Origin of the sequence: Candidatus Scalindua japonica, assembly GCF_002443295.1 — a bacterium.
In the GTDB taxonomy this organism is placed as follows: domain Bacteria; phylum Planctomycetota; class Brocadiia; order Brocadiales; family Scalinduaceae; genus Scalindua; species Scalindua japonica.
Genome location: NZ_BAOS01000004.1, coordinates 105,608 through 120,913, shown reverse-complemented (window position 1 = coordinate 120,913; position 15,306 = coordinate 105,608). Strand labels below are relative to the sequence as shown.

General features: G+C 38.0%; 17 protein-coding genes. 14 read left to right on the top strand and 3 right to left on the bottom strand.

Annotated elements, in window-relative coordinates; translation table 11 throughout:
- Positions 1-235 precede the first annotated feature (235 nt).
- Entirely contained in the window at positions 236-1,234 is a 999-nt protein-coding gene (gene hpnH, locus SCALIN_RS02800) for an adenosyl-hopene transferase HpnH (RefSeq protein WP_096892741.1), read from the bottom strand.
- A 305-nt stretch (positions 1,235-1,539) separates the two neighbouring features.
- On the opposite strand from hpnH, the gene mtnN reads away from it, so the two are divergent.
- From mtnN to SCALIN_RS02780, 4 genes are all read left to right on the top strand, one after another.
- The gene (mtnN, locus tag SCALIN_RS02795; RefSeq protein WP_096892740.1) at positions 1,540-2,328 is read left to right on the top strand and encodes a 5'-methylthioadenosine/S-adenosylhomocysteine nucleosidase; all 789 of its coding nucleotides are present in this window, start codon (positions 1,540-1,542) and stop codon (positions 2,326-2,328) included.
- Between the two features lie 54 nt (positions 2,329-2,382).
- The gene (gene purE / locus SCALIN_RS02790) at positions 2,383-2,898 is read left to right on the top strand and encodes a 5-(carboxyamino)imidazole ribonucleotide mutase (protein ID WP_096892739.1); all 516 of its coding nucleotides are present in this window, start codon (positions 2,383-2,385) and stop codon (positions 2,896-2,898) included.
- A gap of 103 nt (positions 2,899-3,001) precedes the next feature.
- Positions 3,002-4,057 carry an S-methyl-5-thioribose-1-phosphate isomerase gene (gene mtnA, locus SCALIN_RS02785; RefSeq protein ID WP_096892738.1) on the top strand — a complete coding sequence of 352 codons (1,056 nt, stop codon included), beginning with the start codon at positions 3,002-3,004 and terminating at the stop codon, positions 4,055-4,057.
- Between the two features lie 14 nt (positions 4,058-4,071).
- The gene (locus SCALIN_RS02780) at positions 4,072-4,356 is read left to right on the top strand and encodes a hypothetical protein (protein ID WP_096892737.1); all 285 of its coding nucleotides are present in this window, start codon (positions 4,072-4,074) and stop codon (positions 4,354-4,356) included.
- A 166-nt stretch (positions 4,357-4,522) separates the two neighbouring features.
- Here the strand turns inward: SCALIN_RS02780 and SCALIN_RS02775 are convergent, their stop codons facing one another.
- On the bottom strand, positions 4,523-4,675 hold the full coding sequence (locus SCALIN_RS02775; RefSeq protein ID WP_096892736.1) for a group II intron maturase-specific domain-containing protein: 153 nt from the start codon (positions 4,673-4,675) through the stop codon (positions 4,523-4,525).
- Between the two features lie 246 nt (positions 4,676-4,921).
- Here SCALIN_RS02775 and trpD point away from each other — a divergent pair, with 246 nt between their 5' ends.
- The 4 genes from trpD (at position 4,922) to SCALIN_RS02755 (ending at position 8,563) form a co-directional block, all read left to right on the top strand.
- Positions 4,922-5,935: an anthranilate phosphoribosyltransferase gene (trpD, locus tag SCALIN_RS02770; protein WP_096892735.1), complete on the top strand. Its 1,014-nt coding sequence runs from the start codon at positions 4,922-4,924 to the stop codon at positions 5,933-5,935.
- 324 nt (positions 5,936-6,259) lie between these two features.
- A complete protein-coding gene (locus SCALIN_RS02765) occupies positions 6,260-6,733 on the top strand; it encodes a hypothetical protein (RefSeq protein WP_096892734.1) in 474 nt (157 codons plus the stop codon).
- Positions 6,734-6,934: 201 nt separating this feature from the next.
- Positions 6,935-7,162: a DUF2180 family protein gene (locus SCALIN_RS02760; protein ID WP_096892733.1), complete on the top strand. Its 228-nt coding sequence runs from the start codon at positions 6,935-6,937 to the stop codon at positions 7,160-7,162.
- A 27-nt stretch (positions 7,163-7,189) separates the two neighbouring features.
- Positions 7,190-8,563, top strand: a complete 1,374-nt coding sequence (locus SCALIN_RS02755; protein ID WP_096892732.1) for a hypothetical protein — start codon at positions 7,190-7,192, stop codon at positions 8,561-8,563.
- Positions 8,564-8,749: 186 nt separating this feature from the next.
- Here SCALIN_RS02755 and SCALIN_RS02750 read toward each other — a convergent pair whose 3' ends face one another.
- Positions 8,750-8,932, bottom strand: coding sequence for a hypothetical protein (locus tag SCALIN_RS02750; protein WP_096892731.1), 183 nt, complete (start codon positions 8,930-8,932; stop codon positions 8,750-8,752).
- A gap of 279 nt (positions 8,933-9,211) precedes the next feature.
- Between SCALIN_RS02750 and SCALIN_RS02745 the strand changes: the two genes are divergently transcribed.
- The 6 genes from SCALIN_RS02745 to SCALIN_RS02720 all read left to right on the top strand — a co-directional run bounded on the left by SCALIN_RS02745 (position 9,212) and on the right by SCALIN_RS02720 (position 15,302).
- Complete coding sequence (locus SCALIN_RS02745) at positions 9,212-10,102, top strand: cupin domain-containing protein (RefSeq protein WP_133111625.1); 891 nt, start codon at positions 9,212-9,214, stop codon at positions 10,100-10,102.
- Positions 10,103-10,126: 24 nt separating this feature from the next.
- Positions 10,127-10,888: a 5'/3'-nucleotidase SurE gene (surE, locus tag SCALIN_RS02740; protein WP_096892729.1), complete on the top strand. Its 762-nt coding sequence runs from the start codon at positions 10,127-10,129 to the stop codon at positions 10,886-10,888.
- Between the two features lie 603 nt (positions 10,889-11,491).
- A complete protein-coding gene (locus tag SCALIN_RS02735) occupies positions 11,492-12,766 on the top strand; it encodes an adenylosuccinate synthase (RefSeq protein ID WP_096892728.1) in 1,275 nt (424 codons plus the stop codon).
- Between the two features lie 3 nt (positions 12,767-12,769).
- Complete coding sequence (locus SCALIN_RS02730) at positions 12,770-13,486, top strand: isoprenyl transferase (protein WP_096892727.1); 717 nt, start codon at positions 12,770-12,772, stop codon at positions 13,484-13,486.
- The gene (locus SCALIN_RS02725; protein ID WP_096892726.1) at positions 13,483-14,313 is read left to right on the top strand and encodes a phosphatidate cytidylyltransferase; all 831 of its coding nucleotides are present in this window, start codon (positions 13,483-13,485) and stop codon (positions 14,311-14,313) included. Before SCALIN_RS02730 ends, SCALIN_RS02725 begins: the two co-directional genes overlap by 4 nt.
- 29 nt (positions 14,314-14,342) lie before the next feature.
- Entirely contained in the window at positions 14,343-15,302 is a 960-nt protein-coding gene (locus SCALIN_RS02720) for a PhoH family protein (protein ID WP_096892725.1), read from the top strand.
- Positions 15,303-15,306 lie beyond the last annotated feature (4 nt).

The window sequence follows — 15,306 nt, the reverse complement described above, 5'->3', positions numbered from 1 at the left end:
TTGTATCAGTAAGCTAGCCATCAAAACAATACGCAAATTAAGTGTTGGCGTCACATCATATCATTGCAAAAAGCATGGAATGCTCTTCTGGGAATCTCATGATTGAGTAAAGGACATTCAGCCCAGAGTGGTTAAGTTCTTTACAACAGTATTGGGACAGCGACTATTTATTCTGCGAGATCGTAATTATATTATGTAGCGTGTTATACTTTCATTCCTCTTGCTATTCTGAAAATCAACTGAAATTCCATTTTGCAATTTCGTAAATATCCTTCAAGCTTTTTCCTGTTTCCAGTACCACTGTCGGCTCAAACCCGCAGTGTACCATGCAGTGCTTACAACGGGGGTCTTTGTCGGTACCGTATTTGTCCCAATCAGTGTTGTCCATCAATTCATTGAACGTCTTATAATATGCGTCGGTGATCAGGTAGCAGGGGCCTTTCCATCCCAGGTAGTTTCTTGTAGGGTTACCCCATGGTGTGCACTTCAGGTCCCTTTCACCCATAAGAAATTTCATATACATTGGGGTGTTCATCGTTTTGTACTTTTTTGACAACTCATAGATAAAACTGAATTTCCGGTGAAACTCTTCCTTCTGAATGAAGACATCGTTTGAATTATCTTCAAAACTGAACCCCGGTGAAACAAGAAGACCGTCAATCCCAAGGCCTGTAAGATACGCAAATAGCTCTTCTATCTCTTTAGGATCAGTATCCTTAAAAATTGTTGTATTAGTACATACTGTATACCCCAACTCTTTGGCCTTCTTAATAGAATCGGTTGCCTTTTTGAATATACCTTTTGCTCCCACTATACTGTCGTGGGTCTCCGCCATCCCATCCAGGTGTACATTTAAATTTAAATAAGGACTTGGATTATACTTGCCCAGAGAATCTCCCAGGGTGATCCCGTTTGTGCAGAGGTATATATGCCGTTTTCGTTGAATTAATCCGTTTACTATCTTATCCAGTTCCGGATGAAGGAAAGGTTCACCTCCGGTGACAGATACTACAGGCGCTCCACACTCTTCGGAGGCGTGCATGCATTCGCTTACACTCATTTTTCGGTCCATAGTTTCCTTAAATTCCTGGATCCTGCCACAACCATCACACGTAAGATTGCAATTATGCGTAATCTCCAGCATCAGTACAAGGGGAAAGCGTTTAACCGATGTAATCCTGTTTTTTATTAAATATTTAGTAAGAGAGTATGTCTGTTTTAATGAACTTCTCATTGCTTTATCACCTCACTCAGTAATTATGTCGAAACAATGCATTATACATTATTTGTCAAATATGAGAAAGCAGGAATCTTATAGATGATATGTAAAGCATGGTCTTGATGCAGATTATTACCTTCATGAGGACAATGTTATATAAATAAATTGACATAAGCAATTAGATATGATAGGCTTACGCGTTTATATGATTCTGTTGGAGGGGATTTAATCTTAAATTCAACAATGTTTCACGGCTGCCGGAAGATTAATTACTGTCTACTGAGAAAATCCTTTCTGATACTTAATGATAAGAGCTAAAGATGATAGCAGTTTTGTGTGCAATACGACAGGAAGCAAGCCCATTAATCGCCTGTATGAACGTTTCAAGAAAATTTGACATTGATAAAATACCGTTCTATCAGGGAGAATTGAATGGATTGCCTCTTATACTTGTTCAAGGTGGCATCGGTAGTGAAAATGCGACCAAAGCAACCTCTTGTTTATTAGAGTCAACGAAAGTTGATCTGTTAATATCAGCAGGTGTTGCAGGGGGTATAAGAGATGGTCTTAATGTTGGTGACATCGTTATAGCGGAAGGTATCGGGTATACTAAGCAAGATAATTTTAGCGGAGAGGTGTTACACCTTAAATCAAAATATGAATGCAGTAAAGAGGTCGTTCAGTTAGCAAGACAGTACTGTATTGATTCGGAGTCAAAACTGCATTTTGGTGCTTTATTAACCGTGGACAAGGTTATAGGCCAGGCAAGCACAAAAAGAAGAATTGGTGAGCATAATTCGTTTCTGGCTGTTGAGATGGAGAGTGCAGCTATCGCGAAGGTTGCATCTGAGAAGGGTGTAGAATTTGCGGCAATACGATCGATATCAGATGATATAGAGGATGAATTACAACTTGATTATGATAATATACTATCTGATGAAGGCAAAGTGAAAGTGTCGAGTATTGCACTTGGAGTTATGAGACACCCACAAAGACTGGCACTATTAAGACGTCTCAATAAACAGACAAAGAGTGCGTCAAAGAGTTTGGCTAACTTTTTGTCTGAATTAATTCCACTGATAGATACTAGTATTACGAATAGGCTTTAAATTTTTTCACACTGATTTCACAAATTTACACTAAATAGCTGTAGGGAGAACAATATGACAGGAAAGAAAATTGGAATTGTAATGGGAAGTGATTCAGATTTAAGTACTATGCAGGAAACATTAAACGTCCTTGATGAATTTGGAGTAAATTACGACGTAGATGTAATTTCTTGTCATAGAACGCCACAGCGCGCTCATAAATACGCGATGACAGCGGAGAAGAAGGGTTATAAGGTTATTATAGGTGGTGCGGGTGGATCCGCGCATCTTGCGGGAGTGATAGCATCGATGGCTCCTGTTCCCGTTATTGGAGTACCTATGCTGACGCCTGACCTTGGCGGACTTGACTCACTTTATTCTATAGTACAGATGCCGGGAGGTGTACCGGTTGCCGCTGTCGGTATTGGAAAAGCAGGTGCAAAAAATGCGGCGATTCTGGCAGTCCAGATTTTAAGCACTGCTGATAAAACACTTAAAAAGAAGATCATTGACTATAAAAAGAAACAGGCTGAAAAGGTCATCCAGAAAGATAAAAATGTAAAAAAACTGTTAAGAAAATCAAAAAAGTAGAGATCTGCTATAATGACTGACAGTGAGATATAGCAAGTGGTAGTTAATACTACCATCTTTTGTAGAATTGTGTGAGATTTAATAATTTTAGAAGGAGGTTTTTGTGCCGGTACCAACTATAGAATGGATAGGTGGAGTAGATGGGAAGATAAAAATTATAGACCAGACTCTCTTGCCGAATGAATTGAAATATGTCTACTGTGAAGACAGGGAGAGTATTTTCCACGCGATAAAGACACTCATGGTCAGAGGTGCCCCTGCTATTGGAATAGCCGGTGCAATGGGAACTGTAGTGAGTATGAAAGATTGTAAGGCAGATGATTATGAGTCATTTTACAGAGAGTTGAAGGAGGCTACTGCGTATCTGGGATCTTCCAGACCGACAGCAGTAAATCTATTCTGGGGTTTGAAACGCATGGAAGCAACTGCGCAGGAGAATAGCCAGAAACCGGTTTCAGAAATCAAAGAGATACTGCTTAATGAGGCGATAACAATTCTCGAAGAAGATAAAAAAATATGCCGTAAAATAGGTGAAAACGGCGAAGCATTCTTAAAAGAGGGTAGTTGTGTAATAACTCACTGTAATGCCGGAGGATTGGCTACCGGCGATTTTGGGACTGCTCTTGCGGTAATGTTTGCGGCGGCAGATAAGGGGAAAAAGATCAGTGTGTACGCGGATGAAACTCGTCCATTACTTCAAGGGTCCAGGCTCACTGCCTGGGAACTAAAAAATGCCGGCATTGATATAACCTTAATTTGTGATAACATGGCAGCACACACAATGAAGCGGAAAAAAGTTGACTGTGTGATCGTTGGTGCCGACAGGATAGCAGCTAATGGTGATGCAGCGAATAAAATAGGAACATATAGTCTATCTATAATTGCAAAGGAACACAATGTGCCATTCTATGTTGCGGCTCCTGTGTCGACATTTGACATGACTATAGCTTCCGGTGAGGAAATACCTATTGAGGAGAGAGGTCCGGACGAAGTTACAACAATTTCCGGCAATAAAATTGCTCCTGATGACATTAAGGTGTTTAACCCCGCATTTGACGTCACACCCGCATCAAATATAAAAGCAATTATTACAGAAATGGGAGTAATTCACAACCCGGATATGGAAAAAGTTAAAAGTGTTATTGGTAATAATTCATAAGAGGGAGGGGAGTCGTGACAAAATTTAAATATATAATTTATATAGTTGCCATTTCATGTGTAACAGCATTAATTTCATCAGGTTGCGAGTCACAGAGATATACAACAACATTTCAGGTGACTCCTATGGAGAGTGTAAATGAAGATCTTTCAATCGACCCGGACAAACTTACCGGTGAATTGGATGAGCAGATGATGATTGAGGATCAAAAGAGAAGAAATAAACTGCTGGACAGGGCTAAGGCAGAAGCAGAAAAAAATAAAAGACCTGTTATTAAGAAAACTGAAGAAGTGAAGTAAAACTGATTCACAGAATACACATTTTCACTTTAGACTCACGCTGAGTAGGCAAGGAGAAGTAGGCCGCTCACAGAACCGGAAGAGACAGTACCCCGTCATATGGCTCTTGTTATGCTTCAACTGTACTCAATTTTCCAACGATAAAACAACTCCTGGTTTATTTGTTTTATCGTTGGAGTTTTGCCACTGTTTTTCGGTTACCAGCCTTGTGCTTCTTACCCAGCCATTTCACCAGTTTCGAATCTATCAGCAGTAATGTGTTTCTCAGGCTCCATTTGCTGTGCTTCTCATAATATGCTATCCACCCAGGAAGTTCCATTGGATTCAAATAACTGTTCTATCCCCAACGATATGAGTCTTCGATTGACGACTCTATTTTTTCTTGCCAGTATAACAGATTCAATATGTGAGGAGATACGTGTGTCGGAGTAACAAAGTTGATATTTAAACATCCCTGTTTTTCTCACTGTTAGATCATATTCACTATATCAATTTATCAACATAGTCAAGCTCTATTAGCTCCTGATTCTTGACATATTTGAATATTTCTGTAATAATCTGAACTATGATTAAAAATATGATCAATAAAGTAGTAGAAGGTGAAGGTCTTACCTTTGAAGAGAGTATGGCGGTAATGAAAGAGATTATGGAAGGTAATGCGACAGGATCGCAGATTGCCTCCTTTATCACTGCTTTAAGAATAAAGGGAGAGACGGTAGATGAAATTGCGGGTTGCGTAAGCGTTATGAGAGAAAAGGCAACACATATAGATGTTGGCAATAGTTTAGTGGTTGACACCTGTGGTACAGGAGGAGATGCTAAATGTACGTTTAATATATCGACGGGGGCCGCGTTTGTTGTTGCAGGAGCTGGACTGAAAGTTGCAAAGCATGGTAATAAAGCATCTTCAAGCCAATGTGGAAGCGCTGATGTGCTTAGGTTTTTGGGTGTAAACATAGATGCCGATACAAAAGTAGTCGAAGAGTGCATACAGAGGGCGAATATCGGTTTTCTCATGGCACCGCTTTTACATAGTTCTATGAAACATGCCGTTGGTCCGAGACGTGAAATTGGAATTAAAACTATATTTAATATCCTGGGGCCATTAACTAACCCTGCAAGGGCGACAAGGCAGGTCATAGGTGTATATGATGCAAGGTTGACAGATCTGGTAGCCAAGGTGTTGAAAAAACTTAATACGGAACATGCGTTTGTCGTATATGGCTATGATGGTATGGACGAAATCACTACAACAGACAAAACAAAAGTGTGTGAATTAAAAAACGGAGAGATTAACAGTTATTTTATCACGCATGATAGCTTTGGAATCGCAAAGGCCCAAATGAATGATTTTTATGTAGATTCTCCAAAGCAGAGCGCTAAGGCGATAATTGCTGTGTTGGAAGGCGAAACAGGACCAAAACGTGATATTGTACTGTTAAATGCATCAGCCGCAATTGTTGCCGGAGGGGGTGCGAGAAATCTGAAGAACGGAGTACGGGTAGCTGCTGAATCAATTGATTCAGGAAGAGCGAAGGCTTCCTTAAAAGAATTGATTAAACTGACACAAAAAGGCTAAATTATTTTTTAGTATTGGCAGCGTTGCCTTGTTCACTTACAGTTTATATATGATCTGGGAGCGTTAATGTATTTGAGATATTTCTACATTGACAGATCATAAAAAAAAGGTTTATTAAAACCAACTTTTATCATACATTATTAATAAGTTTAATACGATCATGTAACTCATAACTTATGGTTTGAGTTTTATAGAATAGCCTGAAGACTTTCTGTATTAGACCAGGATGAGTGAGAACTTAGAATATTTAAACGCATTGAGATGAGTATATTATTAAATTAAACATTTTAAAGTTTTACATTGTTTATTAATTTGGAGCAAAAAATGAGTGATGCAAAAATAACCACTTTCTGGTACAAATTTAATAGAAACAATTCAAGATATAATGCTAAAGTATTTTCAGCAATCAGGGCTAAAAAAGATAGTCTTGTAAGCATGCTAAGTGGAAGCATGGAGGGATCAGGCGAAAAATTTTCTGACATTATGATGAAGGTGTCTATTGCAAAGCTTGCGTTGGCGCTCGTAACGCTTATAGTTATGACAATATTGCTTATCAAACATTTACATGTTTTTGATCCGATAACAATACAATTCTCTGAGTGGGTAACTTCCCCTATAATTTGTTTTATTTTGTTAATTTTAATGATAAAGTTTATTGGTCTTTCGGTAGGTCTGGCTTTAACATTTATGTCAATAAAGAAAATTACTTTTTGCACCGCGCGTATCCGGTTGATTGGTTACGGCAAATCAGGGTTATGTTATTTAATAAGAAAAAAAGTACAACATCAAAAGGCTTAGATTTTTTTAAACTATTTGTATCAAAAACGACCTGAACTGTGTTTCGTTCTCTAAAACATTAACTAATGCATCGTGTAGACAATTTAACAAAACTTAATACAGAGATTTTTGTAATTCGACAAAAATTGAAGATGAGAAATCCCCGTATAGCTTATAAGATAAACATGTCTACATATAATAATTGAAAGAGGAGGTAATGTAGTGAAATGCTATATTTGTAAGAAAGCAGGAAAAGAGACAGATCCGATAGCAATATGTATTGTCTGTGGAATAGCGGTTTGCGAAGAACATCAGATCCGTGAACAGATACCGGTAAAAGAGACTTACAAATGGGGTTTGGGAGAAGAGGAGGTGACCTTGCCCAAACCACTTCCACGCATTCTATGCACCTGGTGTTATGAATCACTTATAACTCAAAAACAGAAGTAATACTTCTAACTAAATTTTATTGATGTTATGGACAAAAATAGTCTCTGTAAAAAACTATCAAAACATTTAGAAATTATTACTAAATGTTCAATATCAACCGAACGAGGCACTGTTCTTCTGGCAACTATACTGGAATCACGTTATCCATATGTATACCCTAGAGATAGTGCCTGTGCTTCTGTTTTGTTCAGGCGAATGGTAGAAAAAGACCTTGACCCTGATGGAGTCGCTTTTAACCTTCTGAAGGGATTGGCACAGTTTATTTCTTCTGTACAGGATGAAAGTGGAGAATGGGTTCAACGTTATGGGTTGAATGGGCAGAAAAAAGCTATTTACATTCAGGAAGACAATACCGCTTTCGGCAGTATCATCCTGGCAAATTACTTATTGGCTTGTTACCATCGACAGGAAGAGCCTGTTGAGTTAGATGGCTATATTAAAAAAATTAAAAAGGCGATACAATTTGCCATTAAGCATTTTTATCGTGAGGAAATATTTCTTTTTTTCTCGACAACCAGCATACACGAATCAGCCATTGAAAAAGGATACAGCATATGGGTAAATCATGCGTATATACTCTTCTTTAATCTCATCTCTCAACTTACGGGAAAATTTGATTTAAAAGATTACTTTGCTGAAGAGCTCTCATTCAAATGTCGTTTTTGTCAATCCGTACATAGACGCTTTATTCTTAATGACAGATTTGTCAGGCGTATAACGAAGGATGGTACTTTCGACTTGAGACCGGATGTAACAATGATGAGCCCTGTTTATTTTCAGTGTAAAGAAGATCTATGTGATACATGTGTATTGGATGAGAACCCTGATATTATCACCAACTCTATCAACTTCATGGTTGACAATCTGTGGGATCCTGAACTTGGTATGTTACAAAGGTATCTTCCCTTTACAGAAGATATAGAAACCCATATTCACGCTGGAAACGGACCATGGATTCAATACACCGCGATGTTGGCACAGTATTACTATAAAAATGGAAAGATAGATAGGGGAGATGCCATTCTTGATCAAATTGATAAGTATAGCACTGATGAAGGGTATATTCCTGAACATTTAAGTACGAAAAGAAGATTTGAAGAGTTTGTCCGTCTTGAGTGGGAAGTAGGACTTGATGCTAAGAAAGAATTTCACCCTGATATATTGATACCCGACTTGTCCTATGATTTCATTGTAGAGGAGCTTTTTTTTATGAAAAAAAGTTATGACAAGATCAGAAATGATATTGCTGATGGCAAGAAAAATGTCATTCATTTCGCTGTACCGCTTATGTGGTCCCACGTGGAGTACGCTAATGCACTTATCGCCCGCTATGAATCCGTCTATAGCAAAGACTTACTTGTGGAATCAAAATCTGAGAGAGATCTACTATCTTTAAAATGATCGGCACCCTGTTAATTACTGTAGAAGTCAGTTAATTAAATTTGGCCTCGACCTTGACACTATTTCCAATTGTACAAAAAAATTGTACGACAACTACCAGTCAAGTTTTGGATTAAAAAACCAATCACTTTACTTAAACCCATTTATAAAGATATGAATAAAAGATTTAATTAAATAAGAAAATGATTAATTATTTGTATCTTTAAAATCATCATCTTGAAGAACCACATTAATTTTAGACAAAAGATCATCACAAAATTTTTTTTCTGATTCACTTTTACTCAGGATAGTTGAAAGAGTTTTTGTCTCTTCCTTGTCCAGTCCAATTGTCACTTCGGGCAAAACTCTTTTCCTGTCAACTACTCTCATAATAAATACTCCTTCTCTTCTCAAATATTTCAGGTTTATTCCAAATTATTTATATTATTTATAAGGCAAAGGATCCTTCTTAGCTATTCAGTTATTTCGACATACACACATTGAAGGTGCTATCAAACTTTGTAGTTAGTAAGATAGAATTTTAATAAATTTTTTAATTTATGGCAAGTGCCCAATGATTATTTTATATTGACCCTCTTTTATATTGCTGTTAGAATCAGAAATTCAAATCAGATAAAGGTTGTAGGAAAGGGGCCTTACAAAGTAATTATGACAAAAAAATCTCTGGTAAAATATTTGCTGTTATTTGTTTTCTCTACGTCTGTTCTCGCAGGTAGTGGATGTATTGCAACAAAAAAATCAAGCGAATTTGTAGAATCCTTAAGAAATCCAACTTCCTTTCCGGAGGTATTTTTACCTGAAATTAAGTATATTGATGAGATTTTGGATAAAAAAAGCCTGGCTGCAGAGGAAAATGTTAAAGTTATTCCGTTGGGTAAAGACAAAAGTACCAGTGTATATCTATTTCAGATAAGACCGGAGGCTGAGATGAGCGCCCATTCTCATAAGTCCCATGATGAAATCCTGTATATTAAGAGTGGAAGTGGTGTTGTTGTACTAAATGGTACACGTCATATTGTAAAAGAAGGCATGATGATAATGATTCCTCGAAAAACTATACATAAATATTTTAATACAGGAAAAGAGACTAATGTTACTGTCTCAATGTTTTCTCCTCCTTTTGACGGCAAAGATATTAAAGTGCTCGAAAAATCAATAAATTATGTAAAAAAGAAAAAGACAATATATGACAAGGCAATGAAAAAGTCTGTTAAGGAATTAAGAATAGAAAAAGGTGAAGAGAAGAAATGGTTCGGCTTATGGGGCACGGATGAAGAAAATATAGAATCCGGAGAGCAAGAAGAGGGTGGTGTGATCCCTGAAGAGCAGAAAATACTGGTATTGACAGATGAAGGAAGAAAGAAAATCAGGGACGCGCGAATGAAAGTCAAGGCGGAAGAGAAGGCGATAATAGACAAGATTGTACTTGACGAGAAATTGATGGTTCTGCAGAGATTAAAACATGATGGATTGATTAGTGATGAAGAGTTTGAACGTACAAAAGCGGAAATAATTGAGGAAAGTGGATCAGGTAATTAACGGTTTGATAGTTTTGAATAATTTATGAAGATTATTTTAACAAATGATGATGGTATATACTCACCTGGTATCCTGGAACTAAAGGAAGCCCTGGCACCTTTCGGCTCTGTTAATGTTGTTGCACCGGATGTCCAGAAAAGCGGTGTAGGGCATTCAATCACATTCAGTCATCCACTGAGAGTGAGAGAGGTTTATACCAATGGTGACTTTGTCGGTTATGGCATTGATGGCTCTCCGGCAGATTGTGTCAAGCTTGCAGTGAGAGAAATATTAAAAGAGAAATCGCAATTACTGGTTTCCGGGATAAATATCGGAGCTAATGTCGGGATCAACGTATTATATTCCGGGACAGTTGCCGCAGCTATTGAAGGGGCACTTCTCGGTATTCCATCTGTTGCGGTCTCTCTGGAGATTTCAGAATCAACACCTGATGTGAAGGGCGCCGCTGAGACTACAAAAAATATTATCGATCTTATCATCAAAAAGGAATTACCAAGAGGCACGCTGCTCAATATAAATATTCCTAATATATCAAAGGAAAAGATTAAAGGTGTAAAAATTACGAATCAATTCTCCGGAGATTTTGAAGAACACTATGAGAAACGAACTGATCCACGTGGCATTGCGTACTACTGGTTGGCCGGCACCGGCTGGCCAAAGGAAGATGTTATTGGTACTGATATGCATGCACTTAAAGAAGGCTACATCTCAGTTACCCCGCTCAGGTATGATCTGACTGATAAAACATTCCTTACCGAGGTTGGATCATGGGAATGGAATACATAGTGACATCGGTTATTTCTTGCTTACCTTAGAAAAGAATATATATTGTCACTTCTCTCTTCTTTTATTTTTGTAATAAAACTACAATAAACAAAATCAAAGAACCCCGGGTTTTAATGTAGTAAATACTGTTATCGAGTGAGAGAAGAGATCGAAAACAGAAATAATCACCGGCAGGGGAGAAGAGTTAAATCCGATGGAAGCGACTATGATTGACTTATTTATTAATAAACCTTTCGATTTATCAAAACTATCCAATCATATAGATGATGTATTAGATTATATTAAAGGTTGAATAATTAAGAAATGCTGAAATTATCCATAAGAGCATACATCTTTTTTCCCACCAGGCGCATGCAATATTTCTTTTGCATTAATTCATATTACTAATGAGTATTCACACAATTGATGATTTGATATTCTATAATATGCAAATATTCACATCAAATAACATATAGAAATATTACTGTATTCTTATTCTTGTTGACTTTTAATGGTAATAACCTATAATTGCAACTTCATATTTATCAATGGCTTCTGTGTTTTATGCCAATTGTTTGATTATTACTGAATATACATTTTATAGCTTGGGAAGTGAGTTGTTTTATGGCAAATACCTGTGTTATTGGATTGCAGTGGGGAGATGAAGGGAAAGGTAAAATAATAGATATTTTAGCAAAGGATTTCGATATTATCGTCAGATATCAGGGCGGTGGAAATGCGGGACATACCCTTCTAATTGGTGATGAAAAGTTTATTTTCCATCTGATACCATCAGGAATCCTGCACAAGAACAAAAAATGTGTGATTGGGAACGGAATTGTTTTAGACCCAAACCTGTTTCTTAATGAAATTGAGGGTTTAGCAGAGAAAAACATCAATGTTGATGGAAATTTGTTTATAAGTGACCGTGCGCATGTTGTTTTTCCCTATCATAAGAAGTTGGATTTACTCCAGGAAAAGCAAAAAGGTAATTCGATGATCGGTACAACCGGACGCGGCATCGGACCGTGTTATACCGATAAGATATCACGTGAAGGTATTCGGGTTGCTGAATTATTACATAAAGAGCAATTTAAAGAAAAACTCAAAAAAAATGTAGAGGAGAAAAACAGGATATTCGTTAATTTATATAATGATGAGCCTGTTTCATGGGAAGATATTTATGAAGAGTATTGCGCGTATGCAGAAAAAATGGCTCCGTTTGTATGCGACACTGTAGACTTAATGGCCAGGGCCATCAATGATAACAGTAAAATCCTCTTTGAAGGAGCGCAGGGTGCATTACTAGACGTAGATTTCGGTACATATCCTTTTACTACTTCGTCTAACGCGGCAGCAGGTGGAGTCTCTTCCGGTATTGGTGTTTCTCCAAAGCAGGTACACAATATCATTGGAATAACCAAGGCGTATACTACCAGAGTTGGCAGCGGCCCCTTCCCCACAGAAATTGAGGGAGAACAGGGAGAACATATCCGCAAAAAAGGTGGTGAATTTGGATCAACGACAGGAAGGCCAAGGCGTTGTGGGTGGTTTGATGCGGTTGCAATACAGCATTCTGTAAGGATCAGTGGTGTAGACTCGCTTATTGTAACGAAGCTGGATGTTCTTGATGATCAGGAAACTATCAAAATTTGTACGGGATATAAGAACAATGGAACATTATATAATACTTTTCCGGCAGATATAAATATATTAAATAATTGTGAGCTGATTTATGAAGAAGTTTCCGGTTGGTGTGAAGATACATCAGGCATTAGAAGCGAGAAAAACCTGCCAGAAAAAGCCGTAGATTACATTAAAACATTAGAGGAAATCGTTGGGGTGAAAGTGAAAATGGTCTCTGTCGGTCCAGAACGTTCTCAGATCATCAGTTTGTGAATAATGGCGAAGAAAAACAAATTACCAAATCACATTGCTATCATAATGGATGGAAACGGGCGTTGGGCAAGGCGGAGAGGTTTTATGAGAGTCAAGGGACACGAAGAAGGCGTTAATTCTGTCAGGGAAATAACAACGGAGTGTGCGAAGAAGCACATAGGTCAATTAACACTCTACGCATTCTCAAATGAGAATTGGAAACGCTCGAAAACTGAAGTAAACTTTCTGATGAGAATGTTGAAAAAATTTTTGATAGCGGAAAGAAAGACTATAGAAGATAACGACATCATACTCAAAACAATTGGACGGACAGAAGCACTTCCTGATGACGTAAAAAAAGAGCTCTCTATCAGTATGAAGGAGAGCAGAAATAATAGAGGAATGATATTGTGCCTTGCGTTGAATTATGGAGGAAGAACTGAGATAATAGATGCAACAAAGAAACTGGCAGCAGATGTTAAAAAAGGAACACTTAAGTCAAAAGACATTGATGATGATGTTTTTAAGAAGTACCTGTATACGTCAGGAATGTCAGACCCGGATTTACTTATCAGAACAGGTGGAGAAATGCGTGTAAGTAATTTTCTTCTGTGGGAAGTATCCTATGCTGAACTCTGGTTCACATCGGTCTACTGGCCAGAATTCAGAAAAAAAGACCTGGAAGAGGCATTAAAGGATTATGCGAAAAGGGAAAGACGATTTGGCGGATTGATAGAATGAGTGTACTCAAGACAAGGATTATACTTGGCACCGCAATGCTGCTCGCATTTTGCGGTATAATTTATATCGATTTTGCCTTTGACTCTGACATAGGCATTGGTATTCTGGGCCTTCTTGCCGGAGGGATATGCTTATTTGAGTTTTATACTATTGTGGAAAAAAATGGCTTTGCACCTTTCAAGGCCTCAGGTATCATTGGAGGAGTTGTAGTCTTTTTAACACTCTGGTTGTCCGCTTACGTGGAGGGGCTGAAACCAATATATGCCTGTATACTATTTCCTATAGTTTTCTGGTTGTTTTTTGTGCAGGCCCTTAAGAGAGGCGTTGGTGATACGATAAAAAACGTTTCTGTCACTCTCTTTGGAATTATATATATTTGCTTGTTTCTCTCCTTTATTATGCCGATTCGACATATGCCCAATGGATTAAGTATTATACTTATTGTATTGTTGCTGACCAAAGGAGGTGATATTGGAGGATATCTTTTTGGCAGGAAGTTCGGGCGTCACAAGTTTTCATCGTTCAGTCCGAATAAAACAATTGAGGGTGCGTCTTTTGCCCTGTTTAGCAGCGTGATGATTGCTATTGGACTCAATATTATACCCGGAATGAGAGTGATGCCTTTCTGCCTGATAGTACCTTTTGGGCTATTGGTGGGGACTTCAGGTATAATTGGAGATTTAATAGAATCGATTATTAAAAGAGATATGACTGTCAAAGACTCAAGCAGCACTATTCCAGCCTTTGGCGGCTTGCTTGATATACTGGATTCATTACTTATAAGCATACCGGTAGCATATTTTTTCTTGATATTAACTAAGTATTAACATTTAACTTGGAACCTTCAGATTATAGTATGAGTGAGGTATCAATAGATCGCACAATTATAAAGAATCAGATACATCTGGAAAATGACAGCGAAGCATCTATTTTATTTGGCAACCATGATAAGAACCTGAAAATCATGAGAAATGTCTTTGGTGTTAAGATCGTTGCCAGAGATGGGTTCCTGAAATATGAGGGTGAGACTGACCGTGTTAAAAAGCTGACTGTTGTTATTAACAGGTTATTGCATATTATAAGAACATCCGGAAGATTAGATGAAGATGTTATAGATATTGCCATGGCTGATATAGACAGGGAAAACGACGCTATACTAACCGACCAATCAATCGAGGTTTTTACAAAAGGACAGACAATTAGACCAAAAACCGAGGGGCAGGCCAGGTATATTAAAGCGATAAGAAATAATGATCTGGTTTTTTGTATAGGCCCTGCGGGGACGGGAAAAACATATCTGGCCGTTTCACTCGCGCTTTCAACCATGAAAAGCGGTTATCTGAAAAAAATCGTCCTCGCGCGTCCTGCAGTAGAGGCGGGAGAACGTCTGGGGTTTCTACCAGGAGACATTCAGGCAAAGGTAAATCCGTATTTACGGCCATTGTATGATGCCCTGGCGGACATGATTGATGTCGGACAGGTAAAAAAGTACCTGGAAAATGATTTAATTGAAATACTGCCTTTGGCATTTATGAGAGGCAGAACACTTAACGACTCCTTCATTATACTTGATGAGGCCCAGAATTGCACCGTTAAGCAAATGAAGACTTTTTTGACTCGGTTTGGAATAAGGACTAAAGTTGTGGTTACGGGAGATATTACTCAAGTAGATTTGTCTTCAGGGGAAAAATCAGGATTGATAGATGTTCAGGAAAGGTTGAAAGCCGTTTCAGGGGTTGACTTTGTCTACTTGACACGTAAGGATGTAGTACGTCACAGGCTCGTTCGGGACATTGTTGAAGCTTATGATAACTAGGTTT

Excerpts from the sequence above, each read along its gene's own strand:
- hpnH (WP_096892741.1), bottom strand. The coding sequence starts at position 1,234 with ATGAGAAGTTCATTAAAACAGACATACTCTCTTACTAAATATTTAATA.
- mtnN (WP_096892740.1), top strand. The coding sequence starts at position 1,540 with ATGATAGCAGTTTTGTGTGCAATACGACAGGAAGCAAGCCCATTAATC.
- purE (WP_096892739.1), top strand. The coding sequence starts at position 2,383 with ATGACAGGAAAGAAAATTGGAATTGTAATGGGAAGTGATTCAGATTTA.
- SCALIN_RS02775 (WP_096892736.1), bottom strand. The coding sequence starts at position 4,675 with ATGGAACTTCCTGGGTGGATAGCATATTATGAGAAGCACAGCAAATGG.
- trpD (WP_096892735.1), top strand. The coding sequence starts at position 4,922 with ATGATTAAAAATATGATCAATAAAGTAGTAGAAGGTGAAGGTCTTACC.
- SCALIN_RS02765 (WP_096892734.1), top strand. The coding sequence starts at position 6,260 with ATGAGTGATGCAAAAATAACCACTTTCTGGTACAAATTTAATAGAAAC.
- SCALIN_RS02755 (WP_096892732.1), top strand. The coding sequence starts at position 7,190 with ATGGACAAAAATAGTCTCTGTAAAAAACTATCAAAACATTTAGAAATT.
- SCALIN_RS02750 (WP_096892731.1), bottom strand. The coding sequence starts at position 8,932 with ATGAGAGTAGTTGACAGGAAAAGAGTTTTGCCCGAAGTGACAATTGGA.
- SCALIN_RS02745 (WP_133111625.1), top strand. The coding sequence starts at position 9,212 with ATGACAAAAAAATCTCTGGTAAAATATTTGCTGTTATTTGTTTTCTCT.
- surE (WP_096892729.1), top strand. The coding sequence starts at position 10,127 with ATGAAGATTATTTTAACAAATGATGATGGTATATACTCACCTGGTATC.
- SCALIN_RS02735 (WP_096892728.1), top strand. The coding sequence starts at position 11,492 with ATGGCAAATACCTGTGTTATTGGATTGCAGTGGGGAGATGAAGGGAAA.
- SCALIN_RS02730 (WP_096892727.1), top strand. The coding sequence starts at position 12,770 with ATGGCGAAGAAAAACAAATTACCAAATCACATTGCTATCATAATGGAT.
- SCALIN_RS02725 (WP_096892726.1), top strand. The coding sequence starts at position 13,483 with ATGAGTGTACTCAAGACAAGGATTATACTTGGCACCGCAATGCTGCTC.
- SCALIN_RS02720 (WP_096892725.1), top strand. The coding sequence starts at position 14,343 with ATGAGTGAGGTATCAATAGATCGCACAATTATAAAGAATCAGATACAT.